A 16,213-nucleotide genomic window follows, 5' to 3' on the forward strand; every position below is an offset into this window, starting at 1 on the left:
AAAATGTATAATGTCATATTTCAAACAGAAAAAGTCCTGTTCTATGACGATAGGGTAAAATTCGTTATGTCTGCGAGCATAGCATGTCTTTCTATGTACTGTCTGAGCCGTAAGGCGAGTTTACATAGAAAGACATAGATAAGCGGCGCAGCAGAAATAGAATTTTACCCGTGTCATAGAACAGGACTTTTTCTGCTTTAATTTAATATAATTTTTCCATTTTACAAAAACAATTCTAACAGGAACACCACCATGCATGCGCATACGGATACTTGCAGCAGGCTTTTCCCAAACCATGCAAGTGCTGTGGCAACGATCAGAGCTGCCCATGCAGACCAGACACTTCCGGTCGCGGACAGGATTGCCGGGAAGGTCATCACTGCCAGTGTGACGTATGGTACATAGTATAGAAATGACCGAATCGTTTTATTTTTAATTTCTTTTCGAATCAAGGTCAGAGGCAGCATACGGATCAGATAAGATACTCCGGCCATGACCAGGATATAGATATAAATATTATGACTCATGACTAGCCTGCCTTTCATTGTTATTTAATACACTAGATTCAGTGCTTTTTGTATCGTCCTCATCCTGATTGATTGGGAACAGGATTGCAGCACCTCCGGCAATGAGAATCGTAAGCAGAATCGTTCTTGTTCCGGTAGAAAGTGTGTGGACGACTGGAAGTTTTGTAAATGCAAAGCTTGCTCCCATGGAAATCAAGACAACTCCCGCAAGAATCTTATTTTTTCTTGCAGGCGGGATAATGATTGCCAGGAACATGCCGTAAAGACCGACACTTAATGCACTGACGATATTAGCCGGTAGAATGGATCCCATCAAAGTTCCAAAAAGTGTTCCGAAAGCCCAGCCGGGAAGTGCTACAGTATATGCACCAAAAGAATAGTATGGATTCAATTTACCCGGTACGGCCACGGAGATTCCAAATAACTCATCAGTGACATCATAACTTAGAAGCAGACGCTGGATCATCGGTGTGTCTGGTGGAAGTTTCTGACTTAATGCACAAGACATCAGAAGATAACGGGCATTTGTGATCAATATCAGAATCGCGACCTCCAGATAGCCGCCACCTGCGGCAATCAACGTAAATCCGGCAAATTCACCGGCTGATGCATTATTAGTAAAACTTACGAGGAATGCCTGAAATGGTGTGAACCCGGCATTTTTCGCAGCAATACCAAGGGTAAATGAAACCGCGAGATAGCCAAGGGCAATGGGAATTGCGTCCCGCATACCCTTGGCAAACCAAGACTTATTAGTACCTCTCATTTGTGACCTCTTTTCCTATCTCATAAATTCATTGATTACGTGTAACACACCGTCTTCATCGTTGGATTTTGTGATGTAATCTGCAGATTCTTTCACCAGTGGCTGAGCATTTGCCATGGCAACTCCAAGTCCGGCAGTCTCAATCATAGTCAGATCATTGTATCCGTCCCCGCAACAGATCATGGCATCGGTAGAAAGCCCGATACTGGTGAGCAGCTTTGTAAGGGAGTGAGCTTTGTCAATACCCTGGGGCATAATTTCGAGAAAGAACGGATCTGAGCAGTAAATAGACAGATAAGAGTGAAATTGTTTTAAAGCTTCAGCTTTTACTCCCTGAATCAGTTCCGGTTCTCCGGTAATCAGAAATTTATTGTTATTATTTTTAGTGACGTAAGAGACGAAATCGTCCACTTTTGTAATCGGCATATGATTGATGAAAGATTCTTTTTCGCTGTATTCATTCGTATCTCCACCTGAAATCAGCTCGGTATCGGTGTAGGCAAGAATGTCAATCCCCGGATATCTTTTCACGATTTCAAGAAGCGGAGCCGCAACATCATTTGGAAGATATTTGCTGTAAATGATCTCACCGGAGCGGCAGTCTGTGATACGACCACCGTTGTAGGAGAGAATATAACTTCCATAGTCTCCAAGGTGAAGTTCCTCTGCCAGAGGAAGGACGCCCTGAGAAGGACGTCCACTGGCTAATACAACTTTTTTTCCGTTTTTCTGAATGTCGATCAGAGCATCTCTGGTCGATGGTGTAATCTCTTTTCTGGAATTGGTCAGTGTCCCGTCCAGATCCAGTGCCAGAAGCTGGTAGTTCATAGCTTTATACTCCTAAAATTTTTGTAATTCATCTACGATTTCAGGGAACTGCATACCATGTGAAGCTTTCACAAGGATATTGTCACCTGGTTGAATCAGATGTTTCATCTCTGCAAGAAAGTCTGCTTTTGCAGGGAACCATTTTGCCTTGCAGCCATGTTCAGAAGCTCCGGCTACAAGCTCTTTGGAAAGCTCGCCAATTCCGCATACAAGGTCGATGCCTATATCACCTGCATGTGCACCGGTTTCGTAGTGGAGTTCTTTTCCGGTCTCGCCCAGTTCGCCCATGTCGCCAAGAACAGCGACTTTTCGTCCGATTGCCATATTCAGAACATCTAAGGAAGCCTGCATGGAAATTGGATTTGCATTATAGCAGTCATCTAAGATGATGATTTTATCTGTCTGAATGATATTATTTCTTCCGGGGATTGAAGGCAGTCCTTCAATTCCGGCTTTGATTTCTGCTGGTGTAAGTCCAAGTTGATAGCCGACAGCAGTTCCGGCAAGAGCGTTTTGTACCATGTGAGCACCAGGAAGTGGAACGATGCAGTCAAAGCTTTCGCCGGACGGAAGATGAATCGTACAGGAAGAACCGCGAAGTCCAAGTGGTTCTACGTCAGTTGCATAGAACTGGCAGTTCTTTCCAAGACCGAAAAATTCAGGATCTACGCCTTTGACCGGTCCCATATCACGGAGCAGATCATCGTCTCCGTTCAGAAGAATAGAACCACCGGTCTTCATATCCTGGATCATCTGAGATTTTTCCTGAAGAATCCCTTCTCTTGTCTTGAAAAATTCCAAATGTGCGATACCGATATTCGTGATCACACAGATATCCGGGCTTGCTACGCTGGAAAGACGACGCATCTCACCAAAGTGGTTGACACCCATTTCCAGAACAGCGACCTGATGCTTTTCATTCATTTCAAAAATTGTAATTGGAAGCCCCCATTCATTGTTGAAGTTTCCAAGTGTTTTATGTACACAGTATTTCTGAGACAGTACAGAAGCAATCATTTCCTTTGTGCTTGTCTTTCCGACACTTCCTGTGATTCCGACAACCTTAATATCGAAAGAATCACGATAAAGCTTTGCAGTATCAAGAAGTGCCTGGCCAGTAGACTCTACCAGGATATATGGAAAATCTGTCTCGCCAAGATCTTCATGGGAAATCACGCACATTGCGCCTTTTTCAATGGTATCCGGAATGAATTTGTGAGCGTTGACGCGTTCACCGTCAATGGCAATGAACAGATAGTCTTTTTCAACTTTCCGGCTGTCAATTGTAACACCGGCAACTTCTTTGTCCAAAAGATTTTCAGGTCCCCGGTACTCTCCGTGGCAGGCCTTAGTAATATTTCTTAAAGTAAGGTTTTTCATGATGGATTTCCTCTTATCTGTAACGCGCATTCATAGATTCTTCAATGATGCGTTCGCATAATTCGTTGTACTCGATGCCTGCGGCTTTTGCAGCCTTCGGAAGCAGACTTGCGGCAGTCATTCCTGGAAGTGCATTCATTTCCAAACTGTAGAATTCGCCGTCTTCGTCATCAATGATAAAGTCAGCACGTGCATACACATCCATACGGAGTGCGGCAAATGCTTCTTCTCCGGCACGCATCATGCGCTGCTGAGTTTCTTCATCAATAGATACCGGTGGACAGATTTCCTGTGCTCCGCCAGCCTGATATTTATTCTCATAGTTGAAGACACCATCTTTCGGAATGATCTCAACTAATGGGAGTGCTTTTCCGGCAATGACAGCGCTGGCAAACTCACGGCCTTTGATGTAAGGCTCAATGACCAGTTCTTCATCTGGGTTCTTTTCAAATGATTCACAAACTGCATTGTTATATTCTTCTTCTGTATGACAGATGTAAACTCCGATACTGGAACCATTTTCACATGGTTTTACGACCAGTGGGAGATAATATCCAAGTTCGGATAAAGGAAGATCCTTTGTCTCTTTTGTCAGATGTGTTCCACGAGGAGTCGGTACACCACTCATTTTATAAATTTGTTTTGTTACTAGTTTGTTCATAGACAGGGCACAGCCAAAAGAGTTGCAGCCTGTATATTTGATTCCAAGAAGATCAAAAGCAGCCTGAAGTTTACCATTTTCTCCGACGGAGCCGTGCAGAGCAACAAATGTAATGTCTGCCATACGGCACAGTTCAATGACATTTGGTCCAAACATGCAGTCGGACTGATCCGGGCGAGATTTCTTAAGGGCTTCAAGGTCAGGTTCTTTTGTGCTGATATTTTTTGCAATCTCAAGACCTGCGCCCGGAAGGGTAAATACATCTTCCAGATTCGCAGGCGCATTTTCAAGACCGAAGTACAGGTCAAGAAGATAAGCCTGGTGTCCGTTTTCCAACAGTGTTTTGCAGATGCCGGCACCGGAGGTCAGTGAGACGTCACGCTCCGGACTTAAGCCGCCTGCTAATACTATAATTTTCATAATGAATGCTCTCCTTTTATTCTGGTTTGTGTGCCTGATCGAGTAAGGCTTTCTTTATATCATATAATCTCTGGGATAAATCTACATAAACCCGGTGTGGATAGAAGAGACGTTTTGTCTCGTCCCACAGGGAGTCTTTTTCCTGTTTACAATATTCTGCAATCTCCGTGACAGAAGGGGAAGTGTAAATACATTCTCCGTTTTTGAAGATCGGAACAAGCATTTCACGCATGATATAAGTGCCGCCTGCAAGCTTTGTTTTCTTCCATGTCTCCAGCGGGTCAAAGAGAAGCAGATCCTGACTTTCGTCAAATGTTTCATCAGCGAAGCAGATCAGATCAGCTTTGATCTTGCCGGTCTCTTTTTCATAGACACGGTAGATTGTCTTATTTCCTGGATTGGTGATCTTTTCTGTGTTTTCAGAAATCTTGATCTTCGGGATAAATTCTCCGTTTTCATTCTTGATTGCAGACAATTTGTATACACCGCCAAATGACGGGCAGTCTTTGGACGTGATCAGATGAGTACCAACCCCCCAGGAGTTGATTGCTGCACCCTGTGCCTTCAGATCATGGAGCAGATATTCGTCAAGATCATTGGAAGCGCAGATGGAAGCGTCCGGGAATCCGGCTTCATCTAACATTTTACGTGCTTTTTTGGAAAGATATGCAAGGTCTCCGCTGTCCAGACGGATTCCGTATTTTTTTAATGGTTTTCCTGCGTCTTTAAATTCCTGGAAGACACGTATGGCATTTGGTACGCCAGATTTTAATGTGTCATAAGTGTCTACCAGAAGTGTACAGTTGTCCGGATATAGCTCTGCGTAATATTTAAATGCAGTGTATTCGTCCGGGAATGTCATGATCCAGCTATGTGCGTGAGTTCCCATAACAGGGACATCAAAAAGCTGACCTGCCAGTACATTTGACGTACCGACACATCCGCCGATCATAGCGGCACGTGCTCCGTAAAGTCCGGCATCCGGTCCCTGTGCACGGCGCAGTCCGAACTCCATGATTCCGTCTCCGTCGGCGGCATAGACAACACGGGAAGTCTTCGTAGCGATGAGAGACTGGTGATTGATCAGATTCAGGATAGTCGTCTCGACAAGCTGAGCTTCCATGATCGGAGCAATGACCTTAAGCAGTGGCTCTTTTGGGAATACTACGCTTCCTTCCGGAATCGCATAGATATCTCCTGTAAAGTGAAAACCACTTAAATACTGAAGAAAATCATCATCAAAAATGTGAAGACTTCGTAAGTAGTCCACATCTTCGTAGGTGAAATGCAGGTTCTTAATGTAGTCAATGACCTGGTCAAGTCCCACGCAGACGGAATAACCATTGCCGCAGGGATTGTGACGGTAAAACACATCGAATACAACCGTCTCATGTTGCCCTTTTTTATAATAACCCTGCATCATTGTCAGTTCATATAAATCAGTCAGCAGTGTTAAATCTTGTTTGTTCATAGTGAGCTCCTTTCATGACTGAATCGTAAGCTTTGTTTTCATAATTGATGATACCACGGATTGCTTCGTATCGTACATTTCATGATATCTTGTGTATTATATATCATAATGGTACCTTTATACAAGGGTATGATTTTTCTCAATCGTGTCCTTTATGATCTTCTGGCAGTAAACATCGATCTTCTTGCGGTCTTCTTTTTCCATTTCATTCATATATATAGGGGAGCAGTACTCCAAAACAACGTGTGTTTTTCTGATATATGGCAAATGTCCCTCGAAAATATTAATGGTGTTATTCAGTGCAACAGGTACGATCGGACATCCGCTCTTTTCTGCAATTTTAAAGGAACCGGCATGGAATGGAAGAAGACTTAATTCGTCTCCTTTGTTGCGTGTCCCTTCTGGGAAAATAAAAACAGAAATTCCATTTTTCACCTGATCGATCGCAGTCAGGATGGTTTTAAGACCTTCTCTTATATTGTCGCGATCCAAAAACAGGCAGTATACCCGTTTCATCCAGGTGCGAAGGAACGGGTAATTTAACATTTCCTTTTTGGCAACGAATCCGGTCAGATCCCTGCAGCGGGAATAAGTCAGCAAAATGTCAAAATAACTTCTGTGGTTGCCCACGTAGAGAACCGGTTCATCAGGAACACGGTCTTCTCCGATGACGGTCACTTCGACACCGGAAATTTTCAGGATCACTTTAAATCCCCATTGAACGATACGTAGTGCTGCGAGATCGGCTGAGCGTTTATTCACTTTGCCAATAAGCCAGAGAATTCCGAGTACAGGAATCCCGAGCAGAAAATATAACAATAAAAATATTGCAACGAGTATAAATCGTAACATATGTCAAGTTCCTCCAACTAATATCTTCCATATAAAATAGTCATGCCACGAAGTTCATCGGCAAGTTCGCCTTTGAGCGCAGACTGCTGATAACGCCAGCTCCAGTTCCCGGCGCCGATACCTGGTGTGTTCATGCGTCCTTCTGCACCGACGCACAGAACATCCTGAAGAGGAAAGATTGCATATGCAGCAACACTTGCAAGTGCGGTTCCAATAAGATCCAATGGAAAATGTGTATCATTGCTGCAGTGTGTGTAGCGGCGTACTTTGTCACGGCATTCCGGGCGCAGTGTCTGATACCAGCTGCGAGTCGTGTCGTTATCATGAGTTCCGGTGTAACATACGCAGACTGGAGATGTGTAGCGGTGTGGCAGGTAGCTTCCTTCATCCAGAGAGTCAAATGCAAACTGCAGAACCTTCATGCCTGGGAGTCCAAATTCATCTCGCAAAGCTTCCACTTCCGGGGTGATAACGCCCAGATCTTCTGCAATAATTGGAAGGTTTCCCTCAAAAGCATCACGGACTGCGGAAAATAATGCATGGCCCGGAGCTTTTACCCATTCGCCATTCACAGCGGTCGGTTCGCCGTAAGGAATGGACCAGAAAGCTTCAAATCCGCGGAAGTGATCTACACGCAGAATATCCAGGTTGTGAAGCTGTGCACGGATACGGGATATCCACCAGGAAAAATGTTCCGCCTCATGAGCTTCCCAGTTGTACAATGGATTACCCCATAACTGTCCGGTGGCTGAAAAATAATCCGGCGGTACTCCGGCTACGCGAGTCGGATACCCTTTGGAGTCCAGCTGGAACAGATGCTGGTTCGCCCACACATCGGCGCTGTCCATAGATACAAAAATCGGGATATCACCGATGATGTGGATACCGTGGTCATTTGCATATTTTTTGATTCGTTTCCACTCGTCAAAGAATAAGAATTGAATGAAACGATAGTATTCTATATCTTCGTGCATGGATTTAAAAAGGCCGGCTTTAAATTCCAAAGTCGGACACCGATATTCATCCGGCCAGTGAAGCCAGTCAACGCCATGGTGTAATTTCTTACATGCCATAAACAAAGCATAGTCATCCAGCCAGTAGCGGCTGCTTTCACAAAATTCCTGGAAAGACTGGTCTATGCCTGGAATTTCATGGCGTTTCTGTGGAAAACGGCTGTAGGCAAGGGCCAGAACTTTCTCCTTCCACGGAATGACCTGTCCATAATCTACGTGACTTGGGTCTGCAATCGGGCAATCGGTAAGTTCCCAGCCACCGATCAGTCCAAGACGGATCAAATGTCTTGGATCAATGAGAAGAGGCTGACCTGCAAAAGCAGAAAAACTCTGGTACGGAGAGTCTCCGAAACCTGTGTGGGTCAGTGGCAGTACCTGCCAGAGATGCTGACCTGCCCGTGCCAGAAAATCGATAAAGGCATATGCTTCATCTCCAAGATCCCCAATCCCGTAAGGGGAAGGCAGAGAAGTCGGGTGAAGCAAAATGCCGGATAGGCGTTCGTTATTTATCATATTTTTGTAATCTCCTTTTAAAACCATGTTGAAGTAGTAAACTTAATGCCTGCTTATACAAAGTCAAGCCGAGGCATTCTTGGACATGGCATTTTATTAAGTATACAACAATTTTGGAATTTTTCCTAGACTTGGTGTGTATGATGTTATAAAAGGTTTTTCAAGAAGAAAGAGAGCATCATGAATCGAAAACATTTTTACATAATTGCAGGGATTTTTATTCTGGCACTGGCTGGGTGCAGTATTAAAAAGGAAGATACAAAAAAGATACAGGATATCGAATTTACAGTAGTAGCACCAGAAGACGTACCAGAGGAACTGAAAGAAGATATCGAAAAGGCGCGGGATACCCCATTTCGTCTGACTTATGCAGATCAGGGGTATCTTTACATGGCGCGAGGGTATGGAGAAAAAGAAAAAACGGGGTACAGTGTAGAGGTCAACGCATGCTACGAAACATCAGATGCTGTCAGGATCCAGACAACACTTCTCGGTCCGGCAAAGGGCGAGAAGACAAAAGAAAAGAAGACATATCCGTATGTGGTGATGAAAACAGAATATAGAGAGAAAGATGTGATATTTGAGTAAAAGTAATGTGCCAGCCATAGTTGGGGTTTTTGATGCAACATTATAATAAAACAAACAATAAGGGGGACATGTGTGTGAATTGTGAAAAAAAGATGCTGAATATTTACCGACAGGGGAAAACTTTTACGGACCAGTTCTATGTAGATGAGGATTATAATGTGCCAGACACGAAAGCTGATATCCGGGAGATTATAGAGAGCGATGCGGTTATGGAGGAAATCGACCTGAAGCTTGTGGAGAATTATATCCGGATCACCGGGCGGCTTGCTTTTCAAGTTTTATATGTTGCAGATAACAGTGACAATACCTTATCTTCTCTGGAAGGGAAAATTCCCTTTGAGGAAATGTATTATGTAGACGAGACTTTGGAAGAAACGTTATTTTTGAAAGCAGCGCAGACAGAGCTGACTGTCAATCTGATCCATTCCCGGAAAATCAATGTGAAAGCGATGGCGGAAGTAACCATGAGTTCGGACAGTCAGGTAAGTGAAGAAGTGACGACCGGGATTGAGAGTGGGGAGCAGATTTATACAAAATACCAAGAGAAGCAGATCCTGACTCTTCACACTGTGAAAAAAGATACATACCGCATCAAAGAGCAGCTGACAATCTCCGGAACAAAAGAAAGTATCGGAAACATTTTGTGGAAAGAAGTACTCAGCCGCCGTCTGGATACAAGGCTGGAGGCAGATACATTAAAACTTCAGGGAGAACTTCTTGTGTTTTGTCTTTATGAATCAGTGGATGGAAAGACAGACTGGATCTGTGAAAATGTTCCGTATGAGGGACAGGTAGAGTGCTTTGGTGCAGAGGAAGGTATGTACCATCAGATTTATCCGATTCTTACAGATGCACTTTTAGAGCCGGCTATGGACGAGGACGGAGAAATGCGTCTTCTTGGCATCGAGGCAACACTTTCTATGCGGTTCTTTTTGTGCACGGAGGAAAAGATACAGATATTAGACGATTTATATTCACTGAAAACATGTTGTGTTCCAGCGTATACGCAGTGCAAGGTGGAAAATGTTCTGATGCAGAATCATTCCAAATGTAAAATCGCAGAGCGGTTGTCACTGCCTGAGATTAAAGATGACATTTTACAGATCTGCTATAGTGATGCGAGAATTCAAGTCGAGCAGATGACGGTTCAAGACACAGGTATTCAGATAGAAGGAGTACTCCATATCCGTTTTATGTATGTCAGACCGGACGATCAGATACCATTTGCCCTGTGGCAGGGGATGATTCCATTTTCCTGGCTGTTGGAAAGCAATGAAGTCCAGAAGGATATGACATTGGATATGATGCCGTCTCTGGAACAGCTTGGCATCAGTCTCCTTGGAAATGGAGAGATAGAAATAAAGGCGGTGCTGGCATTTCGGAGTTTCCTTCGTGGGAAAGTGACATTTCGTAACATGGATTCAGTAGAAGAGAAAGAGATAGATTATAAAGTGTTGGAACAAAGACCGGGAATCATTGGATATATCGTAAAAGAAGGCGATGAACTGTGGAATCTGGCGAAATACTACGGCACGACAAAGGAAGGGATCATGGACATCAATCACATGGAGTCCGAACAGTTGAAATGTGGCGACAAACTATTGATTTTTAAGGAAAATGCCAGTATACTGTAGGTATATTGTATACAAGACGGGGCTGGATACGAGGAGAAAAAGTTATGGATAAGATGGAATTAAAGGCACTTGGAAAGATCAATCTTGGATTGGATGTGCTTGGCCGCAGGGAGAACGGATATCACGATGTTCGTATGGTTATGCAGACAGTATATCTGTATGATCAGATCGTGATAACGAAGACAAAGCAGCCGGGAGTAAAGGCAGAGACGAATCTTTTTTATCTTCCGGTAGATGAGAATAATCTTGCATGCCGGGCAGCAAAGATGCTGATTGATGAGTTTAACATTACCGAAGGAGTGCACATTTCCATGGACAAGAAAATTCCGGTATCAGCAGGTATGGCCGGCGGAAGCGCAGATGCGGCAGCAGTTCTTTTTGGAGTCAATAAGATGTTCGGACTGGGGCTTAGCATGACTGAGCTTGAAGAACGGGGGGTAAAGCTTGGCGCAGATGTACCATACTGTCTGATGCGTGGGACAGTTCTGGCAGAGGGAATCGGTGAGAAGCTGACGCCTCTTTTGGCCTGTCCAAAGTGTTTTGTGTTGCTGGCAAAACCACCGATCAGTGTATCGACGAAGATGGTCTATGAAAAACTGGATGCATTGGAAATTACAGAACACCCGGATATCGATGGTATTTTAAACGGACTTGCGAGAAAGAATATCCATAAGGTGGCAGAGTGTATGGGAAATGTACTGGAGCAGGTGACGATTCCTGTCTATCCGGTCATTGAACAGATTAAAAATGTCATGAAAGAAGGCGGAGCCATGAACGCTATGATGAGCGGAAGTGGTCCGACCGTATTTGGCTTATTTGAAGACAGACAGTCAGCGAGACGTGCGGCACAGAAGATAAAGGAACAGAAACTGGCAAAACAGGTATATGTAACGAGTATACACCAGGCAAGGAGGAAGTAGAAAGCATGGAGCAAAATTTGAAAGTCAATGAAAATGAATACCTTCCGCTCAGGGATGTGGTATTCAATACACTCAGACAGGCAATCCTTCGAGGAGAGTTTAAGCCGGGTGAAAGATTGATGGAAATCCAGCTTGCAAATAAACTGGGCGTGAGCCGTACCCCGATCCGTGAGGCAATCCGTAAGCTGGAGTTGGAAGGTCTGGTCATTATGATTCCGAGAAAAGGTGCGGAAGTGGCGGACATTACGGAGAAAAGTCTGCGAGATGTGCTGGAAGTCAGAAAAGCACTGGAAGAACTGGCAGTGCAGCTCGCATGTGAGAAGATCACTCAGGAAGAGTTGGAAGAATTGGAACAGGCCGGAGAGAATTTTAAAAAAGTCCTGAAAAGAAGTAAAGACATCACAGAGGTAGCAGAGGCAGATGTGCGATTCCATGATGTGATCTATATGGCAACGGATAATCAGAAACTGATCCATCTGCTGAATAAATTAAGAGAACAGATGTACCGCTACCGTGTAGAATATTTGAAGAACCCAGATGTGCACGAGCAATTGACCCAGGAACACGAAGAGATCGTGTACCATATCAAGAGAAGAGAAAAAGTAGAAGCAACAGCAGTTACATGTCAGCATATTGATAATCAGGTATCTGCGGTGACGGACAAGATTAGAACGAAGAATAATTAGCAGATACCTGTATAATCTACGGATATCTGTCCATACTTTCTGTATAAATTCAATTTAAATGTTTGAGTGATTGCAGGAGGTACATAGATATGCGAAAGTTATGGGATCTGTTGAGAAATAAAATCGGGACAAAGAATCTGATTTGTGGTATACTTGGTATTTGTATAGCAGTTGGATGGATGTGGAGTTTTACTGCATGGCGCGTGGCTTTGGTGGATAAGAAAATCTGCGAGACGCAGCGGGGGATTGCAGATGAAGTCTTTCGTTTTCATGTGCTGGCCAACAGTGACAGTGAAAAAGACCAGCGGGTGAAGCTAAAAGTCCGGGACGCAGTGATTGCCTATATGACATCTGAGATGCCAGGTACCACAAACCAGATGGATCACGCAGTGACAATGGATCAGGCAGAGCAGATGAATCCAGGCATTCATAAAAATTCTGCACAGGCAACGAAGAAATGGGCAGAGTCTCACTTAAATGATCTGATCCTGGTGGCTGACGAGGTGCTTGAGCAGGAAGGCATGGATTATCAGGCAGATGCGCACGTGACGAAGTGCTGCTTCCCAGAAAAAAAATACGGAGATATGACATTTCCACAAGGCGAGTATGAGGCGCTGAGGATCACATTGGGTGAGGCGGCCGGACATAACTGGTGGTGTGTGTTATATCCAAATCTCTGTTTTCTGGACAAGACTTGTGCGGTGGTGAGTGATGAAGGGAAAGAAGACCTTAAAGGGGTGCTTACCGATGAGGAATATCAACTGCTTACGGATAATAAAGAACTTAAGATGAAATGGTTTTTTTTCGGAGATTAGGAGAGTATGAGATGACAGAGTTTCTTGTACGACATTTTGTAAAAGATTATGAGAATACGAGTAAGGTGTCTGTGCGTACAGCATATGGAGTGCTGGCAAGCGTGACAGGCATCTTTTGTAATATATTGCTATTTGCGGCAAAATGGCTGATTGGCTATCTGCTTCACAGTATTTCTGTTATGGCAGATGCATTTAACAACCTGTCTGATGCAGGTTCTTCAATCATCAGTCTGATCGGTGTGAAGATGGCAGGAAAACCGGCAGATAAGGAGCACCCGTTCGGACATGGAAGAATTGAATATATTGCGGCGCTGATCGTGGCCTTTCTTGTAATGGAAGTTGGATTCACATTTTTTAAAAGCGCTATTGCGAAGATCAGGGAACCGGAAGAGTTACATTTCCAGGCGGTATCTATGCTCATATTATTTCTGTCAGTGGCAGTGAAGCTGTGGATGGGAGTGTTTAATAAAAATCTTGGAAAACGTATCAATTCCCAGGTCATGATGGCGACTGCAGCAGATTCCATGGGAGATGTGATTACAACGGGGGCGACTATCGCTTCAGTATTATTTTTTTATTTTACAGGAATTAATATTGACGGATATGTAGGACTTGGTGTATCGTTAGTCGTTATGTGGGCCGGTATCGGAATCGCAAAAGATACGCTGGAGCCATTGATCGGGGCACCGGTAGACCCACAGGTCTATAAGCAGATCAGTGATTTTGTGGAGAAATATGACGGGATTCTTGGAAGCCATGATTTGATCGTACATAATTACGGACCAGGAAGGAGCATGGCATCCATTCATGCGGAGGTCCCGAATGATGTGAACATTGAGACATCCCATGAGATTATCGACCGGGTGGAGCGAGAAGCATTAGAACAGCTTGGGGTTATGCTCGTAATACATATGGATCCTGTAGAGACAAAAGACAAGCATGTGCTGGAGGCAAAGGAGAAAGTCGAGAAGGTGCTGCGGGCGATGGATCCTAAGCTTAGTATCCATGACTTTCGAATGGTTCCCGGAACGGATCAGATCAATCTGATTTTTGATCTGGTCGTACCATTTGAATATGATCAGAAAAAACAGGATCATATCCGGTCTGCGATTATGGGAGTTTTACAGATTGTAGATCCAAGATATCAGTGTGTCATTACAGTGGAAAGGAGTTACGTTGCAAGTGCCAAAGAAGGAGTATAAATATATGATTGACGGCCGCGTCCGCTTCAGCGAGATCGACCACACAAGAAAGATTACAGTTCCATCGATCATCAATTATTTTCAAGATTGCAGTACATTTCAGTCAGAAGATATCGGAGTCGGTCTGGACGTACTTTCAAAAAAGAAAAAAGCGTGGATTCTGACTTACTGGCAGATCGTGATCGATCATTATCCGAAAATGAATGATAAGATCCAGGTCAGCACATGGGCTTCAAAGTTCAAGGGAATGCTTGCAGAGCGCAACTTCTGTATGACAGATGAGAATGGAGAAAAGGCTGCGTACGCACAGTCAGTCTGGGTATATATGGATGTGGAAAAGGGGCGTCCGGTAAGACCAGATCAGGAAGAACTGGATGCCTATGGACAGTGTGAACCGCTGGAGATGGACTATGAATCCAGAAAAATTGCACTGCCGGAAGAATGTATGAGTCTGGAGCCGTTTCCGGTGCGCAGATACCATATTGATACGAATGAACATGTAAATAATTGCCAGTATGTACAGATGGCTATGGAAATGTTGGATCAAGAGAGAGTAATCCGTCAGGTGCGGGTGGAATATAAGAAATCAGCAGTGCTGGGGGATATGATTGTTCCCAGGACAGGTGACAGAGATGGCCGGACAGTTGTGGAACTGTGTACGACAGAAGGAGAATTGTATGCAGCAGTAGAATTTGCATGGGTGTAAGGGCATTTACATAAAATGGGCTGATGATAGATGTTTGTAGAGAGAGAAAGGATAAGACAGATGAAGTTAATCGAAGAACTCGGAAAACGAAGAATGCTGACAGTTGTAAAGACAGTTGATTTTGGAATATATCTTGGAACAAGCGAGGAACGTGTACTGCTTCCAAAGAAAGAAGTACCAAAAGAAATTGAGATTGGAGATCCGGTGGAAGTATTTCTTTACAAGGATTCCAGCGACAGATTGATTGCAACAACAGCAGAACCAAAGATCACATTGGGTGAACTGGCTGTTCTGACAGTGAAAGATACCGGAAAGATTGGAGCATTTCTCGACTGGGGACTGCCGAAAGACCTGCTACTTCCATTCAAAGAGCAGACGGCTAAGGTGAAAAAAGGAGATCAGGTGCTGGTTGCGCTTTATGTGGACAAGTCCGAGAGATTATGTGCGACTATGAAGGTTTATGAAAAATTAGAGACAGACTCTCCGTATAAGAAAGACGATCATGTAGAAGGAATCGTCTATGAGAGAAGCGATAACTTTGGAGTTTTTGTAGCAGTAGACAATAAGTATTCTGCACTGATCCCGAAGCGTGAAGCGTACGGCGGACATCTTCAGGTTGGGGATAAAGTCCATGCAAGAGTTATAAAGGTACGTGAAGATGGAAAGCTGGACTTAAGTGTGCGTGAGAAAGCATTTATCCAGATGGATGCAGATGCAGAGCTGATCGTAAAACGGATGGAAGAGCACGGGGGAAAACTGCCATTTACAGACAAGGCAGATCCGGAAAAAATTAAAAATGAACTGGGACTGAGCAAAAATGCATTTAAACGTGCAGTAGGACGTCTTTTAAAGGAAAACAAAGTCATTATTACAGAAAAATCTATTGAATTTCTGCACAAATAAGGTATAATGGGGGCGTGATAAATTTTGAAAGGAGCGCGAGCGCATGAAAGTACAGAATATTACAGATATTGAAGGATTTTTTAAAGCAATTGACGGTTGTAAAGGAAAAGTTGAGCTTGTTACTGGTGAGGGAGACAGACTGAATTTGAAATCAAAATTATCCCAGTATGTATCACTCGCGACCATCTTTTCAAATGGAGAGATTCCGGAAATGGAAATCGTCGCACATGAAAAAGAAGACATCGACAGGCTGATTTCCTATATGATTAACGGCTAAGATCAGAAGAGAGAATGAAGTATTGATGAGAATATTAGCGTTGGCGGGCGA

17 protein-coding genes are annotated in these 16,213 nt (G+C 43.9%); 9 read left to right on the forward strand and 8 right to left on the reverse strand.

The annotated features are described in order from the left end of the window. Positions 1-221 precede the first annotated feature (221 nt). The 8 genes from G593_RS0109215 to malQ form a co-directional block, all read right to left on the reverse strand. The gene (locus G593_RS0109215) at positions 222-527 is read right to left on the reverse strand and encodes an AzlD domain-containing protein (RefSeq protein WP_005333240.1); all 306 of its coding nucleotides are present in this window, start codon (positions 525-527) and stop codon (positions 222-224) included. Further along, complete coding sequence (locus tag G593_RS0109220; protein ID WP_029731503.1) at positions 517-1,293, reverse strand: AzlC family ABC transporter permease; 777 nt, start codon at positions 1,291-1,293, stop codon at positions 517-519. The genes G593_RS0109215 and G593_RS0109220 overlap by 11 nt, the downstream gene beginning before the upstream one ends. A gap of 15 nt (positions 1,294-1,308) precedes the next feature. Beyond that, the gene (locus G593_RS0109225; RefSeq protein ID WP_029731505.1) at positions 1,309-2,121 is read right to left on the reverse strand and encodes a Cof-type HAD-IIB family hydrolase; all 813 of its coding nucleotides are present in this window, start codon (positions 2,119-2,121) and stop codon (positions 1,309-1,311) included. A gap of 12 nt (positions 2,122-2,133) precedes the next feature. Next, entirely contained in the window at positions 2,134-3,501 is a 1,368-nt protein-coding gene (locus G593_RS0109230) for a UDP-N-acetylmuramoyl-tripeptide--D-alanyl-D-alanine ligase (RefSeq protein WP_029731506.1), read from the reverse strand. 13 nt (positions 3,502-3,514) lie between these two features. Further along, complete coding sequence (locus tag G593_RS0109235) at positions 3,515-4,582, reverse strand: D-alanine--D-alanine ligase family protein (protein ID WP_029731507.1); 1,068 nt, start codon at positions 4,580-4,582, stop codon at positions 3,515-3,517. Between the two features lie 16 nt (positions 4,583-4,598). Then, positions 4,599-6,053, reverse strand: coding sequence for a nicotinate phosphoribosyltransferase (locus G593_RS0109240; RefSeq protein ID WP_029731508.1), 1,455 nt, complete (start codon positions 6,051-6,053; stop codon positions 4,599-4,601). A 117-nt stretch (positions 6,054-6,170) separates the two neighbouring features. Next, positions 6,171-6,905: a lysophospholipid acyltransferase family protein gene (locus G593_RS0109245; protein ID WP_029731509.1), complete on the reverse strand. Its 735-nt coding sequence runs from the start codon at positions 6,903-6,905 to the stop codon at positions 6,171-6,173. Positions 6,906-6,922: 17 nt separating this feature from the next. After that, a complete protein-coding gene (gene malQ, locus G593_RS0109250; RefSeq protein WP_029731510.1) occupies positions 6,923-8,431 on the reverse strand; it encodes a 4-alpha-glucanotransferase in 1,509 nt (502 codons plus the stop codon). A 180-nt stretch (positions 8,432-8,611) separates the two neighbouring features. Here malQ and G593_RS0109255 point away from each other — a divergent pair, with 180 nt between their 5' ends. From G593_RS0109255 to G593_RS0109295, 9 genes are all read left to right on the forward strand, one after another. After that, positions 8,612-9,019, forward strand: a complete 408-nt coding sequence (locus tag G593_RS0109255) for a protease complex subunit PrcB family protein (RefSeq protein ID WP_022278523.1) — start codon at positions 8,612-8,614, stop codon at positions 9,017-9,019. Positions 9,020-9,087: 68 nt separating this feature from the next. Continuing rightward, on the forward strand, positions 9,088-10,653 hold the full coding sequence (locus G593_RS0109260) for a DUF3794 and LysM peptidoglycan-binding domain-containing protein (RefSeq protein WP_029731512.1): 1,566 nt from the start codon (positions 9,088-9,090) through the stop codon (positions 10,651-10,653). 44 nt (positions 10,654-10,697) lie between these two features. Continuing rightward, on the forward strand, positions 10,698-11,573 hold the full coding sequence (gene ispE / locus G593_RS0109265; RefSeq protein WP_022278521.1) for a 4-(cytidine 5'-diphospho)-2-C-methyl-D-erythritol kinase: 876 nt from the start codon (positions 10,698-10,700) through the stop codon (positions 11,571-11,573). 5 nt (positions 11,574-11,578) lie between these two features. After that, entirely contained in the window at positions 11,579-12,259 is a 681-nt protein-coding gene (locus tag G593_RS0109270) for a GntR family transcriptional regulator (RefSeq protein WP_022278520.1), read from the forward strand. 89 nt (positions 12,260-12,348) lie between these two features. Continuing rightward, entirely contained in the window at positions 12,349-13,074 is a 726-nt protein-coding gene (locus G593_RS0109275) for a stage II sporulation protein R (RefSeq protein ID WP_022278519.1), read from the forward strand. Between the two features lie 11 nt (positions 13,075-13,085). Then, on the forward strand, positions 13,086-14,276 hold the full coding sequence (locus G593_RS0109280; RefSeq protein WP_022278518.1) for a cation diffusion facilitator family transporter: 1,191 nt from the start codon (positions 13,086-13,088) through the stop codon (positions 14,274-14,276). A gap of 4 nt (positions 14,277-14,280) precedes the next feature. Continuing rightward, positions 14,281-14,982, forward strand: a complete 702-nt coding sequence (locus G593_RS0109285; protein WP_022278517.1) for an acyl-[acyl-carrier-protein] thioesterase — start codon at positions 14,281-14,283, stop codon at positions 14,980-14,982. Positions 14,983-15,042: 60 nt separating this feature from the next. After that, positions 15,043-15,885: a CvfB family protein gene (locus G593_RS0109290; protein ID WP_005339583.1), complete on the forward strand. Its 843-nt coding sequence runs from the start codon at positions 15,043-15,045 to the stop codon at positions 15,883-15,885. Between the two features lie 43 nt (positions 15,886-15,928). After that, positions 15,929-16,162 carry a hypothetical protein gene (locus G593_RS0109295; RefSeq protein ID WP_005333269.1) on the forward strand — a complete coding sequence of 78 codons (234 nt, stop codon included), beginning with the start codon at positions 15,929-15,931 and terminating at the stop codon, positions 16,160-16,162. The last annotated feature ends 51 nt before the right edge of the window (positions 16,163-16,213 follow it).

It is taken from the genome of Dorea sp. AGR2135 (genome assembly GCF_000420885.1).
In the GTDB taxonomy this organism is placed as follows: domain Bacteria; phylum Bacillota; class Clostridia; order Lachnospirales; family Lachnospiraceae; genus Dorea; species Dorea formicigenerans.

Coding starts and splice junctions, on each gene's coding strand:
- G593_RS0109215 (WP_005333240.1), bottom strand. CDS start 527: ATGAGTCATAATATTTATATCTATATCCTGGTCATGGCCGGAGTATCT.
- G593_RS0109220 (WP_029731503.1), bottom strand. CDS start 1,293: ATGAGAGGTACTAATAAGTCTTGGTTTGCCAAGGGTATGCGGGACGCA.
- G593_RS0109225 (WP_029731505.1), bottom strand. CDS start 2,121: ATGAACTACCAGCTTCTGGCACTGGATCTGGACGGGACACTGACCAAT.
- G593_RS0109230 (WP_029731506.1), bottom strand. CDS start 3,501: ATGAAAAACCTTACTTTAAGAAATATTACTAAGGCCTGCCACGGAGAG.
- G593_RS0109235 (WP_029731507.1), bottom strand. CDS start 4,582: ATGAAAATTATAGTATTAGCAGGCGGCTTAAGTCCGGAGCGTGACGTC.
- G593_RS0109240 (WP_029731508.1), bottom strand. CDS start 6,053: ATGAACAAACAAGATTTAACACTGCTGACTGATTTATATGAACTGACA.
- G593_RS0109245 (WP_029731509.1), bottom strand. CDS start 6,905: ATGTTACGATTTATACTCGTTGCAATATTTTTATTGTTATATTTTCTG.
- malQ (WP_029731510.1), bottom strand. CDS start 8,431: ATGATAAATAACGAACGCCTATCCGGCATTTTGCTTCACCCGACTTCT.
- G593_RS0109255 (WP_022278523.1), top strand. CDS start 8,612: ATGAATCGAAAACATTTTTACATAATTGCAGGGATTTTTATTCTGGCA.
- G593_RS0109260 (WP_029731512.1), top strand. CDS start 9,088: ATGTGTGTGAATTGTGAAAAAAAGATGCTGAATATTTACCGACAGGGG.
- ispE (WP_022278521.1), top strand. CDS start 10,698: ATGGATAAGATGGAATTAAAGGCACTTGGAAAGATCAATCTTGGATTG.
- G593_RS0109270 (WP_022278520.1), top strand. CDS start 11,579: ATGGAGCAAAATTTGAAAGTCAATGAAAATGAATACCTTCCGCTCAGG.
- G593_RS0109275 (WP_022278519.1), top strand. CDS start 12,349: ATGCGAAAGTTATGGGATCTGTTGAGAAATAAAATCGGGACAAAGAAT.
- G593_RS0109280 (WP_022278518.1), top strand. CDS start 13,086: ATGACAGAGTTTCTTGTACGACATTTTGTAAAAGATTATGAGAATACG.
- G593_RS0109285 (WP_022278517.1), top strand. CDS start 14,281: ATGATTGACGGCCGCGTCCGCTTCAGCGAGATCGACCACACAAGAAAG.
- G593_RS0109290 (WP_005339583.1), top strand. CDS start 15,043: ATGAAGTTAATCGAAGAACTCGGAAAACGAAGAATGCTGACAGTTGTA.
- G593_RS0109295 (WP_005333269.1), top strand. CDS start 15,929: ATGAAAGTACAGAATATTACAGATATTGAAGGATTTTTTAAAGCAATT.